We start from the raw sequence: 21471 nt of genomic DNA, 5'->3' as shown, positions 1-21471 counted from the left end.
GCTTTAGCCCTCGGTTGCGAGGTGGGACACATCCAGGAAGTTGCGCACCGTGAACATGGAGCCGGTGAAGTGCAGCTTGTACAGGCAGAGGTTGCTGTGCTCGAAGCCCTCCATGCACTGCAGCGGGTAGCCCAGCAGCTGGCAGAGCAGCACGCGCATGGCCCGGCCGTGCATGCACACCAGCACGTTCTGCTCCTCGCTGCGGGCCTTCAGCAGCTCAATAAAGGGCCGCTGCCGGGCCGCTACCTCGTCGGGACTTTCGCCACCCTCCAGGCGGGCGCTGGTGTTGCCGGCAGCCCACTCAGCCAGCACCTGCCGGTACTCGGCGTCTTCCTCCATGGTAATGCGCGTGCCCTCGCGCACGCCCCAGCTGATTTCGTTCAGGCCGGCATGCGCCTCGTGGGGCAGGCCCAGGTCCAGAAACTGCTGCACCGACTCCTGGGTGCGGCGCAGCGTGGAGGTGTACACCCTATCGAATGGAAAGTGGCCATAAGCGGCGAAAAACTGCGCCGCCTGCTGCCGGCCTTTCTCATTCAGGCTGGAGTCGACGCCGCTGCCCTGCACGATGCCCTGCACGTTGAAGTCGGTCTGGCCGTGGCGAAGCAGGTAAATGGTTCGGGCACTCACTTTTCGGGTAATTTTGCGAAGTAATGCCGCTAGATACGGCAGGAAGCTCGCTTCTGGTTGCTATTCCGTTTCAATCAGCCGGCGAGTTGCTACCGCCCTGCCGCCAGCTCCCGCAGATGGCGCAGATGTTTGCGCAGAGGACGCAGCAGGTGCTGCCTCAGCTGACATCAACCGAACAAGAAACCAGCAACCAGAAACCCACCCCGCTGATGAACCTGGACAAAGTAAAAGCCTGGATGGCGGCCCGCCCAACGCTGGCCGACTCCTTAGGCATTGAAGTAACCGAGCTGACCGACGACTACCTCGAAGGCCGCATGCCCGTGGACGGGCGCACCCACCAGCCCATGGGCCTGCTGCACGGCGGCGCCTCGGTGGCCCTGGCCGAAACCCTGGGCAGCATCGCCGCCAGCCTGCGCGTCGACCCCAGCAAGCAAGCCACCGTAGGTTTGGAAATCAACGCCAACCACATCCGCGGCGTACGCGAGGGCTGGGTACGGGGCCGGGCCACGGCCCTGCACGTGGGGCGCAGCACCCAGGTCTGGGAAATCCGCATCACCCACGAGGAAACCGGCGCCCTGGTGTGCATCAGCCGCATTACCATGGCCGTGATTGACCTGCCAGCCAGCGGCAAAGCGGCTTAGGCTTACTTCCTGCCTTTTCTGGCTGGAAAGGCGCTCCAAGGCATGCAGACTTACCCTGTTACTTTACCCTGGCCCGACGTGGCCGACACCACCCGCCGAATCCGGCAGCTTTGCGCCTGGGCGCTGAGCTCGGGGCGGCCGCTGGCCTTGTGGCGGGCGCCCGGCGCCGAAACACCCACGCTGCTCATCAGCCGCAGCGTGGAGGCCGCCTACGCCGGCCTGCCCCCGGCCCTGGACCCGGGCGCCCCGGCCGGCTTCGCCTTTTTCCCCTTCCGCGACTCCGACCACAACCCGGCCCTGTTTCTGCCGGCCGACCTGCTGTACTCGGCGCAAGAGCCGGAGGTGCTGCGGCTATCCAGCGACCAGCTACGCGAAGCAGTAGAGCCAGCCCTGGCGGCAAGCCCCTCGCCCACCCTGCCCTGGCACCAGAGCCGGCAGCCGGCCCCGGCTACCGCCACCAAGGCAGCGTACGAAGCGCTGGTGCTAAAGGGCGTCGACGCCATTCGAAGTGCGGCGGTGCAGAAAGTGGTGTCGTCGCGGGCCCTGTGCCGGCCCCTGCCTGCCGGGTTCGACCCGCTGGCGGCATTTGATATGCTGTGCCGCAAATATCCCACTGCCTTTGTGTCGCTGGTAAGCGCGCCGGGCGCCGGCACCTGGCTGGGCGCCACACCCGAGGTGCTGGCCGAAGTGACGGCCGACGGCCGCTTCCGCACCATGGCCCTGGCCGGCACCCAGCCCCTCACCCCCGACGTGACGCCACTGACGGCCATCTGGCGGCAGAAGGAAATTGAGGAGCAGGCCCTGGTGGCACGCTACATCGTGAGCTGCTTCAAGCAGCTGCGCCTGCGCGAGTACGAAGAAACCGGCCCGCGCACGGCCGTAGCCGGCGACCTGCTGCACCTGCGCACCGACTTCGAGGTAAATCTCCAACAGGTGCCCTTCCCCAGCCTGGGCACCGACATGCTGCGCCTGCTGCACCCCACTTCCGCCGTGGGCGGCATGCCCAAAGCCGAGGCCCTGGCGTTTCTGCAGGAGCACGAAGGCTACGACCGCGCCTACTACAGCGGCTTTCTGGGCCCGGTGAACGTAGAAGCCCCCGGCGTTGCCCGCCTGTTCGTAAACCTACGCTGCCTGCAGCTGCGCCCGGACGAAGCCATCCTCTACGCCGGCACCGGCCTTACCGCCGACTCCGACCCGGCCAGGGAATGGCGCGAGACGGAGCTGAAGCTGCAGACCGTAGGCACGGTTTTAAACCAGTTAACAGTGAACAGTTAGCAGTTAACAATGCTGTTTTCTTTCATTATTAACTGTTCACTGTTAACTGTTAACTGATTTCATGCAGGCTGTTTATAACATTGCCGAAATCTGCGCCCGCCACGGCATTACCGACGTGGTGCTCTCGCCCGGCTCGCGCTCGGCGCCGCTGACGCTGGCCTTTGCGCGGCACCCGGCGTTTCGGGGAAGGCTGCGGGTGGTGCCCGATGAGCGGGCCGCGGCCTTTATCGGGCTGGGTATTGCCCAGGCCACGCGGCGGCCGGTAGTGCTGGTGTGCACCTCCGGCACGGCTGGCCTCAACTATGCCCCGGCCGTGGCCGAAGCCTTTTTTCAGCAAATCCCGCTGCTCATTCTGACCGCCGACCGGCCGCCGGAGTGGATAGACCAGCTCGATGGGCAGACTATCCGCCAGCGCAACCTCTACGGTGCCCACGCCAAGGGCGCGTTCGACTTTCCAGCCGATACTTCGCACCCCGATGCCAAGTGGCACTCGGAGCGGATAATTAATGAGGCTATTAACCTGACGCAGGCGGCGCCGGCCGGGCCGGTGCAGGTGAATATTCCGCTGCGGGAGCCTTTTTATCCGAAAGCGGGGGAAGAAATGGGGTATGAGGCAGAGGTGCGGGTAAGCCGGCAGGTAAATATTCCTCAGCATGTTGCTAATCGAGACCTTTATGATGAGCTAGCATCTCCGCTTCAAATGGAAAGCCGGGTTTTGGTTGTAGTGGGTCAGCAGCCGTTCAGTAAAAAGCTGAGTGAAACCTTACAGAATTTTACCAGAAATTATGGTATCCCGGTTGTAGCCGACATCATTGCCAACCTGAGTGCTGATTCTTTTGTGGTACGCAAGCAGGATGTGCTTTTAGCTGGTTTAAACGAAAGTCAAAAGCTGGACCTGCGCCCCGATTTGCTCATCACCTTCGGGCAGTCGCTTATTTCAAAGAGCCTGAAATTATTCCTGCGCAATGCTTCGCCCCGACAGCACTGGCATATTCAGGCGTCCGGTGAAGTTGCCGACACATTTCGCAGTCTGACGTCCATCATCCGAATGGAGCCTGAAGCCTTTTTCTCACAACTGGCGCAGGAAACCCCAACTGTTGATGCGGACACCCTTGTGCTTTGGCAGCAAGCAGAGACCAAAGCAGAGAAATTTCTTCAGGACTTCTTCGCTCTAATCAACCAGCCATTTAATGAATTCTCTGCTTTCCGTAAGGCTCTCGCTGCCTTGCCGGAAAGTACGGCCCTGCACCTGGCCAACAGCATGGCTGTGCGCTACGCTAACATCCTGGGGGTTCCCATAGGCCGGCAAATTGAAGTCTTCGCCAACCGCGGCACCAGCGGCATCGACGGCTGCAACTCCACCGCCGTCGGCGCGGCCCTGGCTCAGCCCGAGCGGCCGGTAGTGCTGCTCACCGGCGACGTAGCGTTTTTCTACGACCGCAACGCGTTCTGGCACAACTACCCCACGCCCAACCTGCGGGTGGTGCTGTTCAACAACCACGGCGGCGGCATCTTCCGGCTGATTGATGGGCCGCGGCAGCAGCCGGAGCTGGAGGAGCTCTTTGAGACCCGCCAGACGCTCACGGCCGAGAACACGGCCCGGGATTTTGGGCTGCGCTACTTCCCGGTTTCCTCCTTTGCCGAACTAGATGCCGCGCTACCGGTTTTCTTTGCGGCCGAAACGGGCGCGGCCATTCTGGAAGTGTTTACCGACTCCAAAACCAACGCCGCTTTTTTCGAAGAATACCGCGCCGCCGTGCGCAAAGCCTTTTCCTAATCTCCTTCTGCGAACCTTCCGCGTTTTTCCTCTGCGACTTCTGCGGTGTAATCTCGTTCAACGATTTTTTCACCGCAGAGGGCGCAGAAGCAAACGCAGAGCTTACGCAGAAGAAAAATTCTCTTTCTATGTCAGAGCAAATCACCTGGACCCCCATCAAAGAATTCCAGGAAATCCTTTTCACCCAGCACGGCGGCATCGCCAAAATCAGCATCAACCGCCCGCAGGTGCACAACGCCTTCACGCCGCTTACAGTGCAGGAGATGATTGAGGCCATGGACATCTGCCGCAACCGCACCGACATTGGCGTGGTAGTGCTCACCGGCGAGGGCGGCAAAGCCTTCTGCTCGGGTGGCGACCAGAGCGTGCGCGGGCACGGCGGCTACGTGGGCGAAGACACCGTGCCGCGCCTGAATGTGCTCGACCTGCAGAAGCAGATTCGCTCCATTCCCAAGCCCGTTATTGCCATGGTGGCCGGCTGGGCCATTGGCGGCGGCCACGTGCTGCACGTGGTGTGCGACCTCACCATCGCGGCCGAAAACGCCCGCTTCGGGCAGACCGGCCCCAAAGTAGGCTCCTTCGACGGGGGCTTCGGTGCCTCCTACCTGGCCCGCATCGTCGGCCAGAAGAAGGCCCGCGAAATCTGGTTTCTCTGCGACCAGTACGACGCCCAGGAGGCCCTGGACATGGGCCTGGTAAACAAAGTAGTGCCCCTGGACAAGCTGGAGGAAACCACCGTGGCCTGGTGCCACAAGATTCTGGAGAAAAGCCCCCTGGCGTTGCGCATGCTCAAATCCTCGTTCAACGCCGAGCTCGACGGGCAGGCGGGTATTCAGGAGCTGGCCGGCAACGCTACGCTGCTGTACTACCTCTCCGAGGAAGCCAAAGAAGGCAAAAACGCCTTCCTGGAGAAGCGCAAGCCCGATTTCGACAAGTACCCGAAGTTTCCGTAAGGAGCTCGCCCGGGGCGGCCGCAGGCTGTTTTGCTGGCCGCACGACGACTATTCTGGCTGCTCCAACTTAAGGAATTCCGAAAAAGCTCTGTTGCTACGGCGACAGGGCTTTTTTTATCTTCCGCCTTCACTGTACTATGGCGATGCGCTTCATGCAGGACAGGCCGGGGTTGAGGGCCGCACCCACAATAGTATCACCAACTTTTCAAGAAAGTTTTACTATCACAAGAAGAAGCTTTACCTTCGCAGCCTCATAAACGCGGCTCGCGGCCGGCTTCCTGCATGGATTCACAAATACTCATTAGCAACCTTACCAACCCTACGCTGCTATTTTTCGTGCTCGGCATTCTGGCCACTGCCGTGAAGAGCGACCTGGAGATTCCCGCTTCCAGCAGCAAGTTCATTTCCCTGTACCTGCTGTTCTCCATCGGTTTTAAGGGCGGGCAGGAGCTGGCCCACAGCCCTTTCAGCGCCGAGATTGTGTACTCCCTGCTGTTTGGCCTGCTGGTGGCTTCCCTGATTCCGCTCTACACCTTCTTCATTCTCAAGCGCCGGCTGAGCGTGAGCGACGCGGGCGCGGTGGCCGCGGCCTACGGCTCGGTGAGTGCCGTCACGTTTGTGGCCGCAGCTGCGTTTCTGGAAAACCAGAAGGTGCTGTTTGGCGGCCACATGGTAGCGACCATGGCCCTGATGGAGGCCCCGGCCATCATCGTGGGCGTCATCCTGTTGATGCGCTACGAGCAGACGGGGACGGAGCAGGTCAGCCTCAAGTCCATTGTGCAGCACTCCTTCACCAACGGCAGCGTGCTGATGGTGCTGGGCAGCCTCGTTATCGGGCTGATTGCCGATACCAAGCAGGCCGACGGCATCAAGCCCTTTACCACCGACATCTTCAAAGGCTTCCTGGCCATCTTCCTGCTGGAGATGGGCATGGTTACGGCCCGGCGCTTCGCGGCTTTCCGGCAGTACGGGCTCTACGTCAGCCTGTTTGCCATTGTCATTCCGGCGTTTAATGGCTGCGTGGTGGCCCTGGCCAGCCAGCTGGTCACCCACGACCCCGGCAACCGCTTCATTTTCGCGGTGCTGGCGGCCAGCGCTTCCTACATTGCCGTGCCGGCCGCCATGCGCCTGGCCGCTCCCAAGGCCGACCCCGGCCTCTACATTCCCATGGCGCTGGGCGTCACCTTCCCATTCAACATTACGGTAGGCATGCCCCTGTACTACGCCCTGATTCAGAACCTATAGGCCGACCTGTCCCGTCGGTTTTGCCAGTAAAAGGCCGCCCTGCGAGTAGGGCGGCCTTTTACTTTTTTAATGAAATGCCCTGCCCCATTTTTCAGCCCGGTCTTTCTTGGCACAATGCCAAAAACTTACACATGCCAAACAAACAATTATCCGTCAAACAATTAACCTACACTCTCCCCCTAATTAGTCTGAAAATCAGTCCTTGCGACCAGCCGAAAATTTTGACAGATTCCGGAAATATCTACCTTACCGCCACCGAAGCTCTTACTAAACTCCAAACTCCTTCGGTTATGTTTATATGAAAACAACATTACTCATTTGGGCCGGCTTGCTCTGCCTCACTCCCACTGCCATGGCCCAGACGGCGCCGCGCCTCGCTGCGACCAGCGCAGTGGGGGCCGAAACACCCTACGCGGCCGACTTCGCCGAGGCCTACCGCCGCTACCCGGTTATTCCCCGGGGCATGCTCGAAGCCGTTGCCTACACCCAGACCCACATCCGCCACATCGACGCCACCGAGCCGGCCAGCTGCACGGGCATGCCCCAGGCTGCCGGCGTCATGGGCCTGTTTGCCGATGGCAAGGGCTACTTCCGCGAAAACCTGAAGCTGGTAGCCCGCCTCTCGGACGTAAGCGTGGAGCAAATCAAGACCGACCCGCACAGCAACATCCTGGCTTATGCCGCGGCCTACGCCCGCCTCGTAAACGAGCGCAACCTCAGCGGCGCCGACCCGGCCCGGCACCTGCCCATCCTCATCGAGCTGAGCGAGCTGCCCCTGGCCAAGGACGCGGTGAGCAACTTCGCCCTCGACTCCCACCTCTACAGCGTGCTGTCGTTTCTGAACAAGGCCGAAAACCAGCAGCAGTACCATTTCCCCAGCTACAACCTCGACCTGCGGGCCATTTTCGGGGCCAACTTTCGGGTACTGAGCGCCGGCGCAGCCCAGGTATCCGACCGCAGCGTGGAAGCCGACGGGCAGACCTTCGACCCGGGCAGCTCCACCTACGCGCGGGTGAACTCCACCAACTACGGGCCGGCCATCAGCGACTTCACTACCTGCAACTACAGCTCGCGCAACGGTGTGGCCGTGACGCACTACGCCATTCACACCGTGCAGGGCACCTACGCCGGCTGCATCTCCTGGTTTAAGAACTGCTCCTCCAACGTGTCGGCCCACTACGTTATCCGCTCCAGCGATGGGCAGGTAACGCAGATGGTGAGCGAGGCCAACAAAGCCTGGCACATCGGCAACGAGAACCCCTATACTATTGGCACCGAGCACGAAGGCTACGTGAACGACGCCTCCTGGTACACCACGGCCATGTACAACAGCTCGGCCGACCTCGCCCGCGACATCACCGTGAGCGGCTACGGCATCAGCGGGCTGCGCACGTTTTACGGGGCGGCCACTACGGGCACGTTCAGCACCGGCGCCTGCGTGAAAATCAAGGGCCACCAGCACTACCCCAACCAGACCCACACCGACCCCGGCGTAAACTGGAACTGGGAGCGTTTTTATAAGCTCATCAACAACGCCCCCACCGTGAGCACCCTCACCGCTACCTCGGGCTCGGTGTATGACTCGGGCGGCCCCTCGGCCAACTACGGCGACGACGTGCGGCAGTGCCAGCTGATTTCGCCCTCCGGCGCCACCAGCATCAAGCTTACCTTCAGCGCCTTCGACCTGGAAAGCGGCTACGACCACCTCTTCGTGTACGACGGCTCCAACGCCAACGCCCCGCTGATTGGCAAGTACTCGGGCACCACCAGCCCCGGCACGCTCACGGCTACCTCGGGCAAGATGTTCCTGGAGCTGCGCTCCGACTGCGCCACCACCCGCCCGGGCTTCGCGGCTACCTGGACGGCCACCATGCCCACTACCACCTCCTGCCCCACCGACAGCTACGAAGCCAACGAAACCCTGTCGGCTGGCAAGTTCATCGGCGTGAACGTGAACAACTCGGCCTATGTCTGCCCGGCCGGCGACAACGACTGGTACTACTTCAACAGCAGCAGCACCAACAACAACATCAAGCTGACGCTTACCAACCTGCCCTTCGACTACGAGTTGGAGCTCTACAATGCCAGCGGGGCCCTGCTCTACTCCTCCACCAACCCCAGCACCAACTCCGAAACCATTATCTACAACGGCGCACCGGCGGCTACCTACTACGTGCGGGTGTACGGCTACAACGGCGCCACCAGCAACACAACTGCCTACACCCTGCGCGTTTCCACGCAGTCGGTGGCGTGGCGGCAGGCCCCGGCCGGCGACGGCAGCGCAGTGGCTGCCCGCCTGAGCCCAACCGCGCCTACCCAGCCGGTGGTTACCATCACCAACCCCGTGGAAGCCGGCACCAAGGCCTGGCTGACGGTGAGCGGCTACGACGGCCCGGCCGAGCTGGTGCTGCGTGATTCCCAGGGCCAGCCCATCGGCAGCGCCACCCAGGCGGAAATTGCCTCCGAGCAGCCCCTGGGCTACAGCCTGCCCGCCGGCCTGCGCCCCGGCGTGTACATCGTAACCCTGCAGCTAAGCAAGCACGTGGAATACGTGAAGCTGCTGGTGCGGTAAGCATCCGGCTTTAAATCGAAACAGCCCGGTTCGCGCAGTGCGGGCCGGGCTGTTTTTCGTTTGGGGTAGTGATTCCGGCCTAAATTGTCTGAGCTTACACCACTTAATAGCGGAATACGAGGGGAGCGACTAATTACATTTCATTGATTAACACAATTTTACAGCAACTACCTTATGGAAGAAAATACTCAAGCTATATTCCCTGTGATGAAAGATGGGAAATATGGTTTCATCGACCGTAGTGGTCAGGTTATTACTGATTTTGAGTTTGATGGTGCATCGGATTTTTCAGAAGGTCTTGCGAGAATATTTGTTGGGAATAAAGTTGGCTTCGTTAACATCAAAGGAGAAGTTGTTATTCTTCCAAAATTTGACATGGCCATGAACTTCTCAGATGGCTTAGCAGCCTGTAGAGTTGGTGGCAAGGCCGGTTACATTAATAAAGAAGGCAAATTCGCAATCAATCCAGCATTTAACCGAGTAACCGATTTTGCATACGGAGCGGCCCTCGTTTTTGAAGATGTTTCTTCAAAAGGTTCTTTTATTGATAAGCAGGGTAACGTGCTTGTTACTGGAAAGAATTTTATGGTATCCCGGTACAGTGAAGGGCTAATTAATTGTGGGGAAAATAGTGAGTGGGGCTATATTAATTTAACAGGCCATTTTGTTATCCCTGCTACTTATCAGTACACTCGCGAGTTTTCGGAGGGCAAGGCTGCCGTTTCTCCCAAAAAGAGTAGCAGTGGTAAGCCTAATAGAAAGGGGTTGTATGGCTTTATTAACAAGAATAATGAAATGGTCATCCCACCTGTCTTTAATGGTGCGGATATTCATTTCTCTGAAGGGCTATGCGCAGTCTGGGATAAAGGGTACGGGTATATAGACGACAAGGGAACCCTGGTTATTCCGTGCGATTTTAATTTAGGACAACACTTCAGTGAGGGACTTGCCGTTTTTGAGCCGAAGGGAAAGGGAAAGACTAGTAAATACGGCTACATCAATAAAGCTGGCGACATTACTATTGAACCCATATTTACCAGTGCAGAATCATTTAAAAATGGGCTTGCCAGTGTGATAGTCAGTAATAAATATCAGGAGTACAAATACGGGTACATCGACAAGGAAGGAAACTTCGTTTGGGAGCCTACACGATAGAAAATGAGCACTAACAACTTAGCCCAAAGACAAGTTATCAGGACCATTAATTTCTTAAAAATAAGAACGAGGATTCTATCTCTATACGTCAAGGGCTGCTTATGAAAATAGCTGAAAAGCAAAAAAGCTACTATTCATAACACAAGCGCCCACCCGATACAATCGGGTGGGCGCTTTTCTATGTAATTATGCAGGATTTAAAACACCGAGCCGTAGCCTTCACAGGCCAGCCACCAGGCGTAGAAGTTGCCTTTCTTTTCTTTTTCCAGCTCGGCTTCAACTTCGGCCCGTACGTCTTCCCGGCGCAATGGTGGAATGGCGGGTTGGGAGCCGATTTGCGAGTTGGATGATGCCAGCACCATAGCCGGAACCGGCGGGTCGTTGAGCGGAAACGGGGTCGGATTCATAGCGGAAGGTGTATTGAGTGGACAGAGCAAGGAATTCTTATACGGGAGGTTGACCAAAATGTGAGCCTTCGGCCAACCTTTTCTTTGATTAATTAATGGTGTAGCCTAATGACTGGCAAGCTGCTGAAATGGTTGCTACAACCTTGCACTTTCTTACCGTGGTGCTGGCTTGCCCAGGGCAGCGGCTGGAATGCGCACGGGGCAGCATCTGTGCTACTAGCAGGCCGTTGCAGCTAGCTTTGCGCCATGACAACTGCCCTGCCCACCTCCCTGCTGCTCAACGGCCGCGAATTCACTTACGAGGCCATCCGCCAATACCCGGCCATGCTGGACGCGCCGGTGAACGGCTACGAGGCCCGCGTACTCGACTTCGTGCGGCAGTGGCTGAACGGCGTGCAGGAGTTTGGCCTGCGCACCTCGGGCAGCACCGGCGCCCCCCAGCTCATTCAGCTGCGGCGGCGGCAGCTGGAAGCCTCGGCCCGCCGCACCGGCGACTTCTTCGACCTGGGCCCCGGCGACCGAGCCCTGGTGTGTCTCAACTGCGAGTACATCGGCGGGCTGATGATGCTGGTGCGCGGCCTGGAGCGGCAGATGCACCTCACCATTGTGGAGCCCCAGGCCGACCCGCTGGCCCTGGTGCCGGCCGACGCCGCATTCGACTTTGCCGCCTTCGTACCCCTGCAGCTGCGCACCCTGCTCGACGGCGGGCAGACGCCGCGCCTGAACCGCATGAAAACCATTCTGGTGGGCGGCGCCACGGTGGAAACCTCCCTGCAAAAAGCCATTCAGCCGCTGACGGTGCCCGTGTACCACACCTATGGCATGACGGAAACCTGCTCGCACGTGGCACTGCGCCGCCTGAACGGTGCCGACGCCAGCCAGAGCTACCGCGTGCTGACGGGCATTGCGGCCGGGGTGGATGCCCGCGGCTGCCTTACGCTGCGCGGCGACGTGACCGACGACCAGCTTATCGTAACCAACGACCGGGTGAACCTGCTCGACGCCCACAGCTTTGAGTGGCTGGGGCGGGCTGACTTCACCATCAACTCCGGCGGGGTGAAGGTGCAGGCCGAAAAGGTGGAGCTGGTGCTGGAAGTGGCCCTGGCCGAAATCGGGCTGAGCCGCCGCTGCTTCGTGGCCGGCCGTCCCGACGAGCGCCTGGGCGAGCAGGTGACGGCTTATGTGGAAGGCCCGGCCCTGAGCGCCGGCCAGGAAAAGCAGCTGCAGGCCCTTTTGCAGGAGCGGCTGAGCAAGTACGAGCAGCCCCGGCAGCTGGTGTACGTGCCCGGCTTCCGCACCACGGCCACGGGCAAGCTGGATAGGCCGGCCACCCTGCGTGGGCTGGGGCCGCTGCCCCTGCCTACCCAGGGCGGGCGCCGGAGCTAGCCTCCGAAAAAGTCAATTTATGGAAGGAATAGGGCGCAGCGGTTAGATTTGTGCCCCCCAATTATATTATTCTCTTCCATGAAGCGTATTTTACTGCCAGCAGCCCTGCTGCTTGGCATCACGGCTGGCTGCACGCGCACTACCCCCAGCAACTCGGAAAGCCCGAACTCCAACCCCATTCCGAGTCCGACAGCCAATGCGCCGGCCGACTCTGACGCCGCCACTGCCCGGGCCAATGCCATTGCAACGGGTCGGAGCGTGGCCACTCCCCCACCGGCCCAGGTCGTCAGCGAGCAGTTTGCCGACCTGCGCATTCTGCGCTACGCCGTGCCGGGCTTCGAAACCCTCAGCACCAAGCAGAAGGAGCTGCTTTACTACTTGTCGGAAGCGGCCCTGAGCGGGCGCGACATCATCTACGACCAGAACTACAAGCACAACCTGCGCGTGCGCCGCACCCTGGAGGCGGTGTGGGAAGCCAACCAGGAGCGCCTGGCCACGCCCAGTCAGGCCGAGCAGGCCCGTAATTTCAGCACCTACGCCAAGCGGGTGTGGTTTTCCAATGGCATTCACCACCACTACTCCACCCGCAAGTTTGTGCCGGACTGCACGCCGGCTTACTTCGCCGGGCTGGTGCGGGCAGTGGATGCCAAAACCCTGCCCCTGCTGCAGGGCGAGTCGGTGGACCAGTTTCTGAAGTTCATCACCCCCATCATCTTCGACCCCAACGTGGCGCCCAAGCGGGTAAACCAGGAAAAGGGCAAAGACCTGGTCGTTACTTCTGCCAACAACTTTTACGAGGGTGTAAGCCAGCTGGAAGTGGAGAACTTCTACGCCAAGCTCATCGACAAAAACGACCCGCGGCCCATTTCCTACGGCCTGAACTCCAAGCTGGAGCGCAGCAGCCCCAGCAAGCCCATTCAGGAGCGGGTGTGGCACACCAAGGGCATGTACGGCAAGGCCATCAACCAGATTGCCTACTGGCTGGGCAAGGCCGAAGACGTGGCCGAAACCGTGGAGCAGAAGGAGGCCCTGGGCAAGCTCATCCTCTTTTACTCGCAGGGCGACCTGAAGAAGTGGGACGACTACAACATTGCCTGGGTGAAAGACACCCGCTCGCGGGTGGACGTGGTGAACGGCTTTATCGAGGTGTACGGCGACCCGCTGGGCATGCGCGCCAGCTACGAGTCGGTGGTGTCGTTCAAAGACCTGGAAGCCAGCAAGCGCATTGCCGCCATTGCCAAGGAGGCCCAGTGGTTTGAGAACAGCTCGCCCATTATGGACGCCCACAAGAAGAAAAACGTGGTGGGCATCACGGCCAAGGTTATTACCGTGGTGACGGAGGCCGGCGACGCCGCTCCCAGCACGCCCATCGGCATCAACCTGCCCAATGCGGAGTGGATACGCAAGGAGCACGGCTCGAAGTCGGTGAGCCTGGGCAACATTGTGGAAGCCTACGACCAGGCCAGCGCCAACTCCGGCCTGCTCGACGAGTTTGCCTACTCCAAGGAGGAGGTGGCCCGCGCCCGCCAGCATATGGCCCTGGCCGGCAAGCTGCACACCGACATGCACGAGGTAATCGGCCACGCCTCGGGCCAGCTCAACGCCGGCGTGGGCACGCCCAAGCAAACCCTGAAAAGCTACGCCTCGGCCCTGGAGGAAGGCCGCGCCGACCTGGTGGCCCTCTACTACCTGCCCGATGCCAAGCTGCAGCAGCTGGGCGTAGTGCCCTCGGCCGACGTAGCGAAGGCGGCCTACGACAACTACATGCGCAACGGCCTGATGACCCAGCTCACGCGCCTGCAGCCCGGCGAAACCGTGGAAGAAGCCCACATGCGCAACCGCCAGATGGTGGCCCGCTGGGTGCTGGAAAAAGGCCAGAAGGAAAAAGTGGTGGAGATGGTGAAGCGCGACGGCAAAACCTACGTGCGCATCAACAACTACGACAAGCTGCGCCAGCTCTTTGGCCAGCTGCTGCGCGAAACCCAGCGCATCACCAGCGAAGGCGACTACCGCGGTGCGCAGAACCTCATCGAAACCTACGGCGTGAAAGTAGACCCCGTGCTGCACAAGGAGGTGCTGGCCCGCTACGCCAAGCTCAACATTGCCCCTTACCAGGGCTTTATTCAGCCCAAGCTGGTGCCCGTGGAGCTCAACGGCCGCCTGGTAGACGTGAAGGTGGAATACCCCGACGACTTCGCCCGGCAAATGCTGGACTTCGGTCACAAGTACAAGACATTACCGGACTATAATTGATGGGGTGGTTTTTGGTGATGGAGTGATGGGGTGATGGGGTGAAAAGGTGAGGAAGTAGAAAAAGAACGTCATGCTGAGCGGAGGCGCAGCCGTAGCCGAAGCATCTCTACCACGAGAGTAAACCTTTTTCAAGGGGAATTACTGCTGCGGGCAAGATGCTTCGACTCAGCTGCGCTCGCTCAGCATGACGTTCTTTTTTCTACTTCCTCACCTTTTCACCTCATCACCTCATCACCTTTTCACCTCATCACTCCATCACCTTCATCCCCCTCCAAACCCTGCATAGCGCAGTACTTTTTTCTTGGCCGGCACCCAGGCAATGCGGTGGCCGTCTTCCTTGCCTACCTGGAAGCTGAAGCCTACGGTGCCGGGCAGCTTGAGGGAGTTCCAGGTGGGCAGGTCGGCGTACTCGGGCTGCATGGCTTCTTCGGGGCCAATGGCGGGCGAGGTGAACTTGTCGTCGGAGAAAAACTCGGCGCGGCGCTGGCGCAGATAAGCCTCCCGGCGGGCCCGACTGGGCTGCTCGCCGGCTTTCAGCTCGTACACCAGGGCCGCTTCCAGCTCGCCGGGGCGCAGCTCCTGGCGGTAGAGCTCCTGCCCGGTGGCCGTGCGAATGATGAGCAGGGCACTGGCACTCAGCAGGGAGTCGCCCAGCAGCTCCAGGCGAAACACGTCGGGCGCGTTGGGCGTGGCAAAGAGGCGGCGGCGCTCAATTACCCGCAGCACCGGCCCGGCCGTTGCCGTGGCAATGCTTTCGCCGGTCTCCACCGGAGCAGCGTGTTCCGAAGCCGTCTCCGACGGGGAGGAGCAGGCCGCCGTAGTCAGCATGCCGGCCAGATACAGAAGGTGACGGTAGCTCATGGGCTAGCTTACGCGGTGGCCGGGATGGGGTTGAAAGCCGCCCGCTCTCGCCTGCTACATACGACTGCGTTACCACTGCCCGGCTTTGGGCGCGGGCGCTACTCCTTACGCAGCCCTTCCTGAGTGAACAGCGGTTCGCGGCCGCGCACCACGCGCACGAAGTCGCCAAGAAAGAGCTTGGCCCGCAGGTAGAAGATGGGGCCGTTGAGCTCGCGCTGAATGGCAGCAGAGGTGAAGATGGGTTGCCGCCAGCCCGCGCCCGCGCCCAGCCCGGCCCACTTGAAGATGCGCAGCTGGGCGGCCACCGAAGGCTCGAGCACGCCCATAAAGCGCTTGGGCGTGCGGTCGAACTCCCCTTCCACGTTTTCGTAGCGCAGGTGGGCCGAGCCCAGGCCCAGCTGCAGGTTGCCGCTTAATTCCCAGCGGGGCGTTTCGAGCAGCACGTACTCGCCGTAGCCGGCCAGGTAGCGAAAGCGAAGCTCGGCCTGGGCATCGAGGGCCGCATTGTCGGGCCGCGGCTGGCGCGTGGGAATGCCAGTGCTGAGGAAGTAGATGGCCCCGCCCACGCGCGCACGCCCGGGCCACTCCAGGCCCAGCTTCAGCCCGTTGATGGTGCAGAAATAATAGTTGAGAATGGAGTAGCGGGAATCGTACTGCACCACAATCTTGCGGCTGGGCGGAGCAGGACGGGCCGTATCGGCCGGCGCAGGCAGGGCCGTGGCCGGGGCTACGCGAGCCACCAGCGCCAGGCTGCCAATCAATATTCCCAGTCGCACCATAACGGGCGGGGTACGGCGGGCCACGGGGTGAAGTTTTCGTAATGAAGCTGTGTAGGAAGTTGTTCGTAGTCATTAAAATGTCATGCTGAGCTTGTCGAAGCATCTCTACCGCTTCGTTAGGGCCGTTCAACGAAGCGGCAGAGATGCTTGGACAAGCTCAGCATGACGTTCTATAACATCCTAAACAGGTTCAAGAGCTTCTGCCCTGCAGCCGCGCTGCGCCCGCCAGCCTTATATCAAGGAAGGAGCGGGCGTTATTTCGCCTTTGCTGAGTGCCGGTTGGCCCATCCTATTTGCTGGTTCAACCTATTTCAGCTGCCGGCCGCCCTGGCCTCAGCGTAGCTTTGGCCATGCTCACACCCGAATTCCTGTTTCAGCTGGCCAATCCCGTTGCCATAGTAGGCTGGGTGCTGCTGCTGCTGGCCCCGCGCCGGGCGCTCACGCGGCGGCTGGTGCTCAGCGGCGCCCTGCCCCTGCTGCTGGCAGCCAGCTACGCCCTCATCATCGGCTACCAGACCCTGGCCCACCCCGCGCCCGGGGGCGGCTTCGGCTCCCTGGGCGAAGTGGCGGCATTGTTTAAACAGCCCTGGGCCCTGCTGGCCGGCTGGGTGCACTACCTGTGCTTCGACCTCTGGACCGGCATTTGGGAAGTGCACGATGCCCGGCGGCGCGGCCTGCCCCACGGGCTGCTGGTGCCCTGCCTGCTGCTCACCTTCCTGCTCGGGCCGGTGGGCCTGCTGCTCTACCACGGCCTGCGCCTGCGCTACCCCTTGTCCGCTCCCGCCCCCACCGCATGAAAACTGCCCTGCTTCCTTCTGCCAGCCGGCTGTACGAAGCCGCTCCCAGCCGCAGCTGGCTGGCGGTGCTGCACCGGGCCAGCCCCGAGCTTTCCAGTATGGGCTGGCTGAGCCTGGCGCTGGGCCTGCTGGCCCTGGCGCTGCTGCCCCTCGACACCCGGCTGGTGACCGGGGCTCCGGTGTGGGTGAAGCCCCTGAAGTTTGCCCTCTCCATCACGAGCTACGTCTGGACCCTGGGCTGGCTGCTGGCCGACCTGCCGGGCGCCGCCCAGCGCGCCGTGCGCCGCATTAGCCGGGGCGTGGCCCTAAGCATGGGGGTGGAGCTGGCCTGCATCTTCACCCAGGCCGCGCGGGGCACCAGCTCCCACTACAACACTGCCTCCGGGCCCGATGCGCTGGCCTTTGGCCTCATGGGCGTATTCATTATGGTGAACACGGTGCTTAGCTTCTGGGCCCTGTACCTGGTGTGGCGGCACCGGCCCCACGGCCCGGCGGGCTACGTGTGGGGCCTGCGCCTGGGCCTGCTGCTGTTTGTGCTGGGCAGCCTGCTGGGCGGCATCATGATACGGCTCAACCAGCACAGCGTGGGCGCGCCCGACGGCGGCCCCGGCCTGCCCGGCCTGGGCTGGAACACCCGGGCCGGCGACCTGCGCATTGCGCACTTCCTGGGCATGCACGCGTTGCAGGCCATCCCGCTGCTGGGCTGGTGGCTAAGCCGGCAGCTACCGCGCCGGGCCGTGGGGCTCACCGCCCTGGGGGCCCTGGCCTACGCCGCCGTGGTGGCCGCCCTGTTCTGGCAAGCCTGGCTGGGGCGCCCCTGGTTTAGACCTTAGACATGAGACCTTAGACATGAGAATTGTTCTGGAGAAGTTCGTCGGAACTACCCAGCCTCTAGACCCTTAGACCCCAAGACCCCAAAAATGCCCTTATTCAACACCCTGGTTTTTGCTTTCCTTGCCGCGCTGCACCTGTACTGGGCCCTGGGCAATAAAGCGGCCCCGGCGGCATTGCCGGCTCACCCCGATGGCCGCCTGGTGCTGCGCCCTGGGCGGGGCCTTACGCTGCTGGTGGCGGCAGGGCTGCTGGTCTTTGCCGGGCTGAGCGCGGCCGGGGCGGGGTGGCTGCCGCTTCCTTTCCCTGCCAGCTGGGTAAGGGCCGGCAACGCCGCCGTGGCAGTGCTGCTGCTGCTGCGCGTGGTCGGCGACTTTCGCTACGTGGGCCTGAGCAAGCGCGTGACCGGGACCAGCTTCGCTACCAACGACACGCGCTACTACACGCCGCTGTGCCTGCTGCTGGCCTTGTCGACCCTGCTTGGCCTGCTGCATTTCGCCAGCTAAAGGCCCTCTGTTTATGTTTACGCCCGGGGAGGCGCTTTACCGCCCGGCCGGCTTACCTGCTCATGAACGACCGTCGCTACCTACTGGTGGGCATTCCCACCATCAGCTTTGCCATTACGGTGATGCAGGCCCGCTACGGCACCAATCCGGGCGTGGCCGACTTTCTGCTAAGCTGGGCCATTGCCTTTGCTTTCACCCTCAGCATCTGGCTCAGCAACCGGGCGCTGTGGCTGTGGCTGCTGGGCCGCATGCCCCGCGTAGAGCAAACGGCGCGGCGCCTCTGGCTGCTGGGAGCCCTCTCCATCGTGGTAACCAGCCTGGTGACTGCCGTGCTGCACTTTGGGCTGAACATCTATTTCCCGCACTACTGTGCCAAGCACTCGGTGTCGGTGTTTCATGAAATTCGCTTCAACCTGCTGCCTACCGGCGTGGTGCTGCTGATATATGAAAGCTCGCACTTCTTCCGGGGCTGGGAGCAGAACCTGCGCCGCGCCGAGCAGCTCACCCGGGCCGGCACCCAGGCCCAGCTCGACGCCCTGCGCGGGCAGCTCGACCCGCACTTTCTTTTCAACAACCTCAACACCCTCTCGGCCCTGATTGAGCCGGCCAACGAGCCGGCCCAGCACTTCGTGGAGCAGCTGGCCGACGTGTACCGCTACGTGCTGCTCAGCCAGGGCCAGGCCACCGTGCCCCTGGCCGAGGAGCTGGCCTTTGTGGAAACCTACCTGGCCCTGCACAAAACCCGGTTTCGCGACAATCTGCGGGTAGAAACAGACGTGGCACCCGCCGCCCTGACCCGGCACGTGGCCCCGCTCAGCGTGCAGCTGCTGGTGGAAAATGCGCTGAAGCACAACGTAGCCAGCCGCGAGCAGCCCCTGCAGCTGCGCCTGCTGGCTGGCCCCGAATCGGAGTTTATCACCGTCGAAAACACCCTGCGCCCCCGTAGCGCCGGCCTGGCGCCCGGCACCGGCATGGGCCTGGCCAACGTGCGCCAGCGCTACGAGCTGCTGGGCACCAGCCGCCCGGTAGAAATAGAGTCCGGCGACGGGAAGTTCGTGGTGAAGCTGCCGCTTATTTAGTTGGTAGTTGTCAGTTGGTCGTTGTCAGTTGTCAGTTTGTTCTGACGGCTGCTTTCCTGAGCAAACTGACAGTAAACAACCAGTAACTGACTGCTGACTGCTCGGTTCAGGAAGTCTTTAAATGTTATTCACCTTGGCGTTGTCCTCCCCAGGCGCCAGGCTCACCCTCTCCTTTGCGGAGAGCGGGCCGGGGGTGAGGCACAACGGCAGAACTGCACTGACAACTGACAACTACCAACTGACAACCAAACGGCAGAACTGCACTGACAACTGACAACTACCAACTGACAACTAGAGAATGAACGTTCTGCTCATCGAAGACGAGTACCCGGCGGCCGAGCGGCTGCAGCGGCTGCTGCTGCAGGCCGCGCCCGAAGCCCAGGTGCTGGCCGTGCTCGACACCGTGGCCGGCGCTCTGAGCTGGCTGGACCGCAACCCCGCCCCCGACCTTATCCTGAGCGACATTCAGCTGGCCGACGGCCTGAGCCTGGAAATCTGGGAGCAGGTGGTGGTCAGCAGCCCGGTCATCTTCACCACGGCCTACGATGCCTACGCCATCCATGCCTTCCGGGCCAACAGCGTCGACTACCTGCTCAAGCCCGTGAAGCTGGTAGAGCTGCAGGCCGCCCTGCAAAAGCTGCAGCGCTGGCCCGGAAGTGAGATAAAATCGAAAAGTGAAGAGTTAAAAGAGCAGGGCAAGCCCAGTGCTTTTAACCCATCACTTTCAACTTTTCACTCCTCCATGGAGCGCCTGCTCGATGCGCTGCCCCACGCCGGGCGGCCCTACAAAACGCGCTTTCTGGTGCGGCAGGGCGAGCAGCTGCTGCCGCTGCCGGCCAGCGAGGCGGCCTGGTTTGTGAGCCGCCACGAAGTGACCACGCTGGTGGCCAGCGACGGCCGTCGCTACGTGGTCGACTACACCCTGGAGCAGCTGGAGAAGCTGCTCGACCCGGCCCACTTCTTCCGCCTCAACCGCCAGGTAATTGCCCAGCTGCCGGCCGTGCGCCGCCTCCACCCCCACTTCAACGGCAAGCTGGCCGTGGAGCTGCACCCCGCCCCTACCGAAGAAGTGCTGGTGAGCCGCGAAAAAGCCGGCTCCCTCAAAGCCTGGCTCGAAGGCAGCTGATGCCCCACGGCGCTTGCCACCCGGCTGATTACAGCAGCTTCCAGGTTGGTGCACACTTTTAACGCAGTACAACAACCAGAAATGCACACCAGGCTGGCGTAGAGCAGTAGCGCGGACTCTGCGAGTCCGCGCGGTTGAACGTTCACTCGCGCGGACTCGCAGAGTCCGCGGTACACTGACTGCCAAAGCGCTCTGCGACACCGCTTAGCTCCTGGCCGCCGGCAAGCTGCACCTGGCCCCGGCAGGCACCTGCCCGGGCAACTAATCCAAAGAATAAGGAAGTTGACATGGAAGCAGCTGTCGTTGGTCCAAAGCAGAAGCAAAGCGAGTAGGAAACCCTCAGCCGCCATGGGACCTTTGGGCATTGTTATCAACGCTCATTCCTCTTCTACTGTGAAAAACGGCGCACTCTGGCACTTCTGTTACCGACGAGCTGAGCAGCAGTGTTGACCTGAGCCCCCATTCCCGTGCCGCCGGCGGGAACACAGGATGCCGGCGGCCCTCCCGGCAAACCGGAAACCCTTCCGCAGCAGGCGCCCGCCGACCACGAGGCCGGCGGGCCAAGCCCGCCCAGGCTGCGCAGATGATGCCCCCAAGCGGCTTCCTGACCCGGCCCCCCGGGTCGAACGGCCCGCTGCTCCGGCCGGCCACCAGCACCCGCCACCTGCGGGCCAGTCAACACAACCGGGCTGCTGCCCGCCGGTTGCCTTGCGGCCATGCCGACAAGCAGCCGGTGAGTTGGCCAAAAGCCAGCCGCCCCCGGTAGCAAGCCTGGCGGGTATCGGGCCGGCCACCCTCTTACCCAGCCAGCAGCGGGTTGGAAGCGCGCCTTCTCACCAGGAGGGCCGTGCCACAACCTGTTCTCCCCTGAACTATGAACTCCTCCCTTCTTGCTGGTCCGGTACGCCATCTATCCCTGGCCTACGAAGCCCAGAAGCACGTCGTGCAGGTGGGCTACATCCTTACCGAAGCGGCAACGACCGAAGTGGTATTGTGCGACCTGACGGGCCGGGTCCTGGCAACCATTCGGGCCACCAGGGCCCAGGCCCCGGGGGCCTATGCCTACTCCTATACCTACGACCCCGGCCTGGCCCGCCGGTACGCCGACACCTACCTGCTGGCTTTTTACTGCAACGGCATCAAAGTCAAAACCCGCATTTTCCACTTCGGCACCTAGCTCTCCGCAGGGTCCCCGCGCACA

The 21471-nt window shown here is 61.6% G+C and carries 19 protein-coding genes; 15 read left to right on the top strand and 4 right to left on the bottom strand.

Annotated elements, in window-relative coordinates; all coding sequences use genetic code 11:
- Positions 1–3 precede the first annotated feature (3 nt).
- Positions 4–627, bottom strand: coding sequence for a histidine phosphatase family protein (locus ABD919_RS08715; protein WP_345235606.1), 624 nt, complete (start codon positions 625–627; stop codon positions 4–6).
- Between the two features lie 209 nt (positions 628–836).
- Here ABD919_RS08715 and ABD919_RS08710 point away from each other — a divergent pair, with 209 nt between their 5' ends.
- The 7 genes from ABD919_RS08710 to ABD919_RS08680 all read left to right on the top strand — a co-directional run bounded on the left by ABD919_RS08710 (position 837) and on the right by ABD919_RS08680 (position 10245).
- Complete coding sequence (locus ABD919_RS08710) at positions 837–1268, top strand: hotdog fold thioesterase (RefSeq protein WP_345235605.1); 432 nt, start codon at positions 837–839, stop codon at positions 1266–1268.
- A 78-nt stretch (positions 1269–1346) separates the two neighbouring features.
- A complete protein-coding gene (locus ABD919_RS08705) occupies positions 1347–2543 on the top strand; it encodes a chorismate-binding protein (RefSeq protein WP_345235604.1) in 1197 nt (398 codons plus the stop codon).
- Positions 2544–2604: 61 nt separating this feature from the next.
- Positions 2605–4320: a 2-succinyl-5-enolpyruvyl-6-hydroxy-3-cyclohexene-1-carboxylic-acid synthase gene (menD, locus tag ABD919_RS08700; protein ID WP_345235603.1), complete on the top strand. Its 1716-nt coding sequence runs from the start codon at positions 2605–2607 to the stop codon at positions 4318–4320.
- A gap of 128 nt (positions 4321–4448) precedes the next feature.
- On the top strand, positions 4449–5273 hold the full coding sequence (gene menB / locus ABD919_RS08695) for a 1,4-dihydroxy-2-naphthoyl-CoA synthase (RefSeq protein WP_345235602.1): 825 nt from the start codon (positions 4449–4451) through the stop codon (positions 5271–5273).
- 282 nt (positions 5274–5555) lie between these two features.
- A complete protein-coding gene (locus ABD919_RS08690; RefSeq protein WP_345235601.1) occupies positions 5556–6518 on the top strand; it encodes a sodium-dependent bicarbonate transport family permease in 963 nt (320 codons plus the stop codon).
- 298 nt (positions 6519–6816) lie between these two features.
- Positions 6817–9090: an N-acetylmuramoyl-L-alanine amidase gene (locus ABD919_RS08685; RefSeq protein ID WP_345235600.1), complete on the top strand. Its 2274-nt coding sequence runs from the start codon at positions 6817–6819 to the stop codon at positions 9088–9090.
- A gap of 174 nt (positions 9091–9264) precedes the next feature.
- Complete coding sequence (locus tag ABD919_RS08680) at positions 9265–10245, top strand: WG repeat-containing protein (RefSeq protein WP_345235599.1); 981 nt, start codon at positions 9265–9267, stop codon at positions 10243–10245.
- A gap of 197 nt (positions 10246–10442) precedes the next feature.
- Here ABD919_RS08680 and ABD919_RS08675 read toward each other — a convergent pair whose 3' ends face one another.
- Positions 10443–10652, bottom strand: a complete 210-nt coding sequence (locus ABD919_RS08675) for a hypothetical protein (protein ID WP_345235598.1) — start codon at positions 10650–10652, stop codon at positions 10443–10445.
- A gap of 246 nt (positions 10653–10898) precedes the next feature.
- Here ABD919_RS08675 and ABD919_RS08670 point away from each other — a divergent pair, with 246 nt between their 5' ends.
- Positions 10899–12038, top strand: a complete 1140-nt coding sequence (locus tag ABD919_RS08670) for an AMP-binding protein (protein WP_345235597.1) — start codon at positions 10899–10901, stop codon at positions 12036–12038.
- Between the two features lie 78 nt (positions 12039–12116).
- A complete protein-coding gene (locus tag ABD919_RS08665; RefSeq protein WP_345235596.1) occupies positions 12117–14291 on the top strand; it encodes a dipeptidyl-peptidase 3 family protein in 2175 nt (724 codons plus the stop codon).
- Between the two features lie 261 nt (positions 14292–14552).
- Here ABD919_RS08665 and ABD919_RS08660 read toward each other — a convergent pair whose 3' ends face one another.
- A complete protein-coding gene (locus ABD919_RS08660; RefSeq protein ID WP_345235595.1) occupies positions 14553–15152 on the bottom strand; it encodes a hypothetical protein in 600 nt (199 codons plus the stop codon).
- Between the two features lie 98 nt (positions 15153–15250).
- On the bottom strand, positions 15251–15955 hold the full coding sequence (locus tag ABD919_RS08655; protein WP_345235594.1) for a hypothetical protein: 705 nt from the start codon (positions 15953–15955) through the stop codon (positions 15251–15253).
- A gap of 326 nt (positions 15956–16281) precedes the next feature.
- On the opposite strand from ABD919_RS08655, the gene ABD919_RS08650 reads away from it, so the two are divergent.
- The 6 genes from ABD919_RS08650 (at position 16282) to ABD919_RS08625 (ending at position 21447) form a co-directional block, all read left to right on the top strand.
- A complete protein-coding gene (locus ABD919_RS08650) occupies positions 16282–16728 on the top strand; it encodes an ABA4-like family protein (protein WP_345235593.1) in 447 nt (148 codons plus the stop codon).
- Entirely contained in the window at positions 16725–17561 is an 837-nt protein-coding gene (locus ABD919_RS08645) for a hypothetical protein (RefSeq protein WP_345235592.1), read from the top strand. Before ABD919_RS08650 ends, ABD919_RS08645 begins: the two co-directional genes overlap by 4 nt.
- 87 nt (positions 17562–17648) lie before the next feature.
- Positions 17649–18065 (top strand): DUF3995 domain-containing protein, encoded by a 417-nt coding sequence (locus tag ABD919_RS08640; RefSeq protein WP_345235591.1) that lies wholly within the window; start codon positions 17649–17651, stop codon positions 18063–18065.
- Between the two features lie 62 nt (positions 18066–18127).
- The gene (locus ABD919_RS08635; RefSeq protein WP_345235590.1) at positions 18128–19144 is read left to right on the top strand and encodes a sensor histidine kinase; all 1017 of its coding nucleotides are present in this window, start codon (positions 18128–18130) and stop codon (positions 19142–19144) included.
- A 298-nt stretch (positions 19145–19442) separates the two neighbouring features.
- On the top strand, positions 19443–20270 hold the full coding sequence (locus ABD919_RS08630) for a LytR/AlgR family response regulator transcription factor (protein ID WP_345235589.1): 828 nt from the start codon (positions 19443–19445) through the stop codon (positions 20268–20270).
- An 874-nt stretch (positions 20271–21144) separates the two neighbouring features.
- On the top strand, positions 21145–21447 hold the full coding sequence (locus ABD919_RS08625) for a hypothetical protein (protein WP_345235588.1): 303 nt from the start codon (positions 21145–21147) through the stop codon (positions 21445–21447).
- The last annotated feature ends 24 nt before the right edge of the window (positions 21448–21471 follow it).

This window comes from Hymenobacter saemangeumensis, from assembly GCF_039541835.1.
In the GTDB taxonomy this organism is placed as follows: Bacteria; Bacteroidota; Bacteroidia; order Cytophagales; family Hymenobacteraceae; genus Hymenobacter; species Hymenobacter saemangeumensis.
This window is presented reverse-complemented; position numbering and strand designations above follow the sequence as displayed.

Excerpts from the sequence above, each read along its gene's own strand:
- ABD919_RS08710 (WP_345235605.1), top strand. The coding sequence starts at position 837 with ATGAACCTGGACAAAGTAAAAGCCTGGATGGCGGCCCGCCCAACGCTG.
- menD (WP_345235603.1), top strand. The coding sequence starts at position 2,605 with ATGCAGGCTGTTTATAACATTGCCGAAATCTGCGCCCGCCACGGCATT.
- menB (WP_345235602.1), top strand. The coding sequence starts at position 4,449 with ATGTCAGAGCAAATCACCTGGACCCCCATCAAAGAATTCCAGGAAATC.
- ABD919_RS08690 (WP_345235601.1), top strand. The coding sequence starts at position 5,556 with ATGGATTCACAAATACTCATTAGCAACCTTACCAACCCTACGCTGCTA.
- ABD919_RS08685 (WP_345235600.1), top strand. The coding sequence starts at position 6,817 with ATGAAAACAACATTACTCATTTGGGCCGGCTTGCTCTGCCTCACTCCC.
- ABD919_RS08680 (WP_345235599.1), top strand. The coding sequence starts at position 9,265 with ATGGAAGAAAATACTCAAGCTATATTCCCTGTGATGAAAGATGGGAAA.
- ABD919_RS08675 (WP_345235598.1), bottom strand. The coding sequence starts at position 10,652 with ATGAATCCGACCCCGTTTCCGCTCAACGACCCGCCGGTTCCGGCTATG.
- ABD919_RS08670 (WP_345235597.1), top strand. The coding sequence starts at position 10,899 with ATGACAACTGCCCTGCCCACCTCCCTGCTGCTCAACGGCCGCGAATTC.
- ABD919_RS08665 (WP_345235596.1), top strand. The coding sequence starts at position 12,117 with ATGAAGCGTATTTTACTGCCAGCAGCCCTGCTGCTTGGCATCACGGCT.
- ABD919_RS08660 (WP_345235595.1), bottom strand. The coding sequence starts at position 15,152 with ATGAGCTACCGTCACCTTCTGTATCTGGCCGGCATGCTGACTACGGCG.
- ABD919_RS08650 (WP_345235593.1), top strand. The coding sequence starts at position 16,282 with ATGCTCACACCCGAATTCCTGTTTCAGCTGGCCAATCCCGTTGCCATA.
- ABD919_RS08645 (WP_345235592.1), top strand. The coding sequence starts at position 16,725 with ATGAAAACTGCCCTGCTTCCTTCTGCCAGCCGGCTGTACGAAGCCGCT.
- ABD919_RS08640 (WP_345235591.1), top strand. The coding sequence starts at position 17,649 with ATGCCCTTATTCAACACCCTGGTTTTTGCTTTCCTTGCCGCGCTGCAC.
- ABD919_RS08635 (WP_345235590.1), top strand. The coding sequence starts at position 18,128 with ATGAACGACCGTCGCTACCTACTGGTGGGCATTCCCACCATCAGCTTT.
- ABD919_RS08630 (WP_345235589.1), top strand. The coding sequence starts at position 19,443 with ATGAACGTTCTGCTCATCGAAGACGAGTACCCGGCGGCCGAGCGGCTG.
- ABD919_RS08625 (WP_345235588.1), top strand. The coding sequence starts at position 21,145 with ATGAACTCCTCCCTTCTTGCTGGTCCGGTACGCCATCTATCCCTGGCC.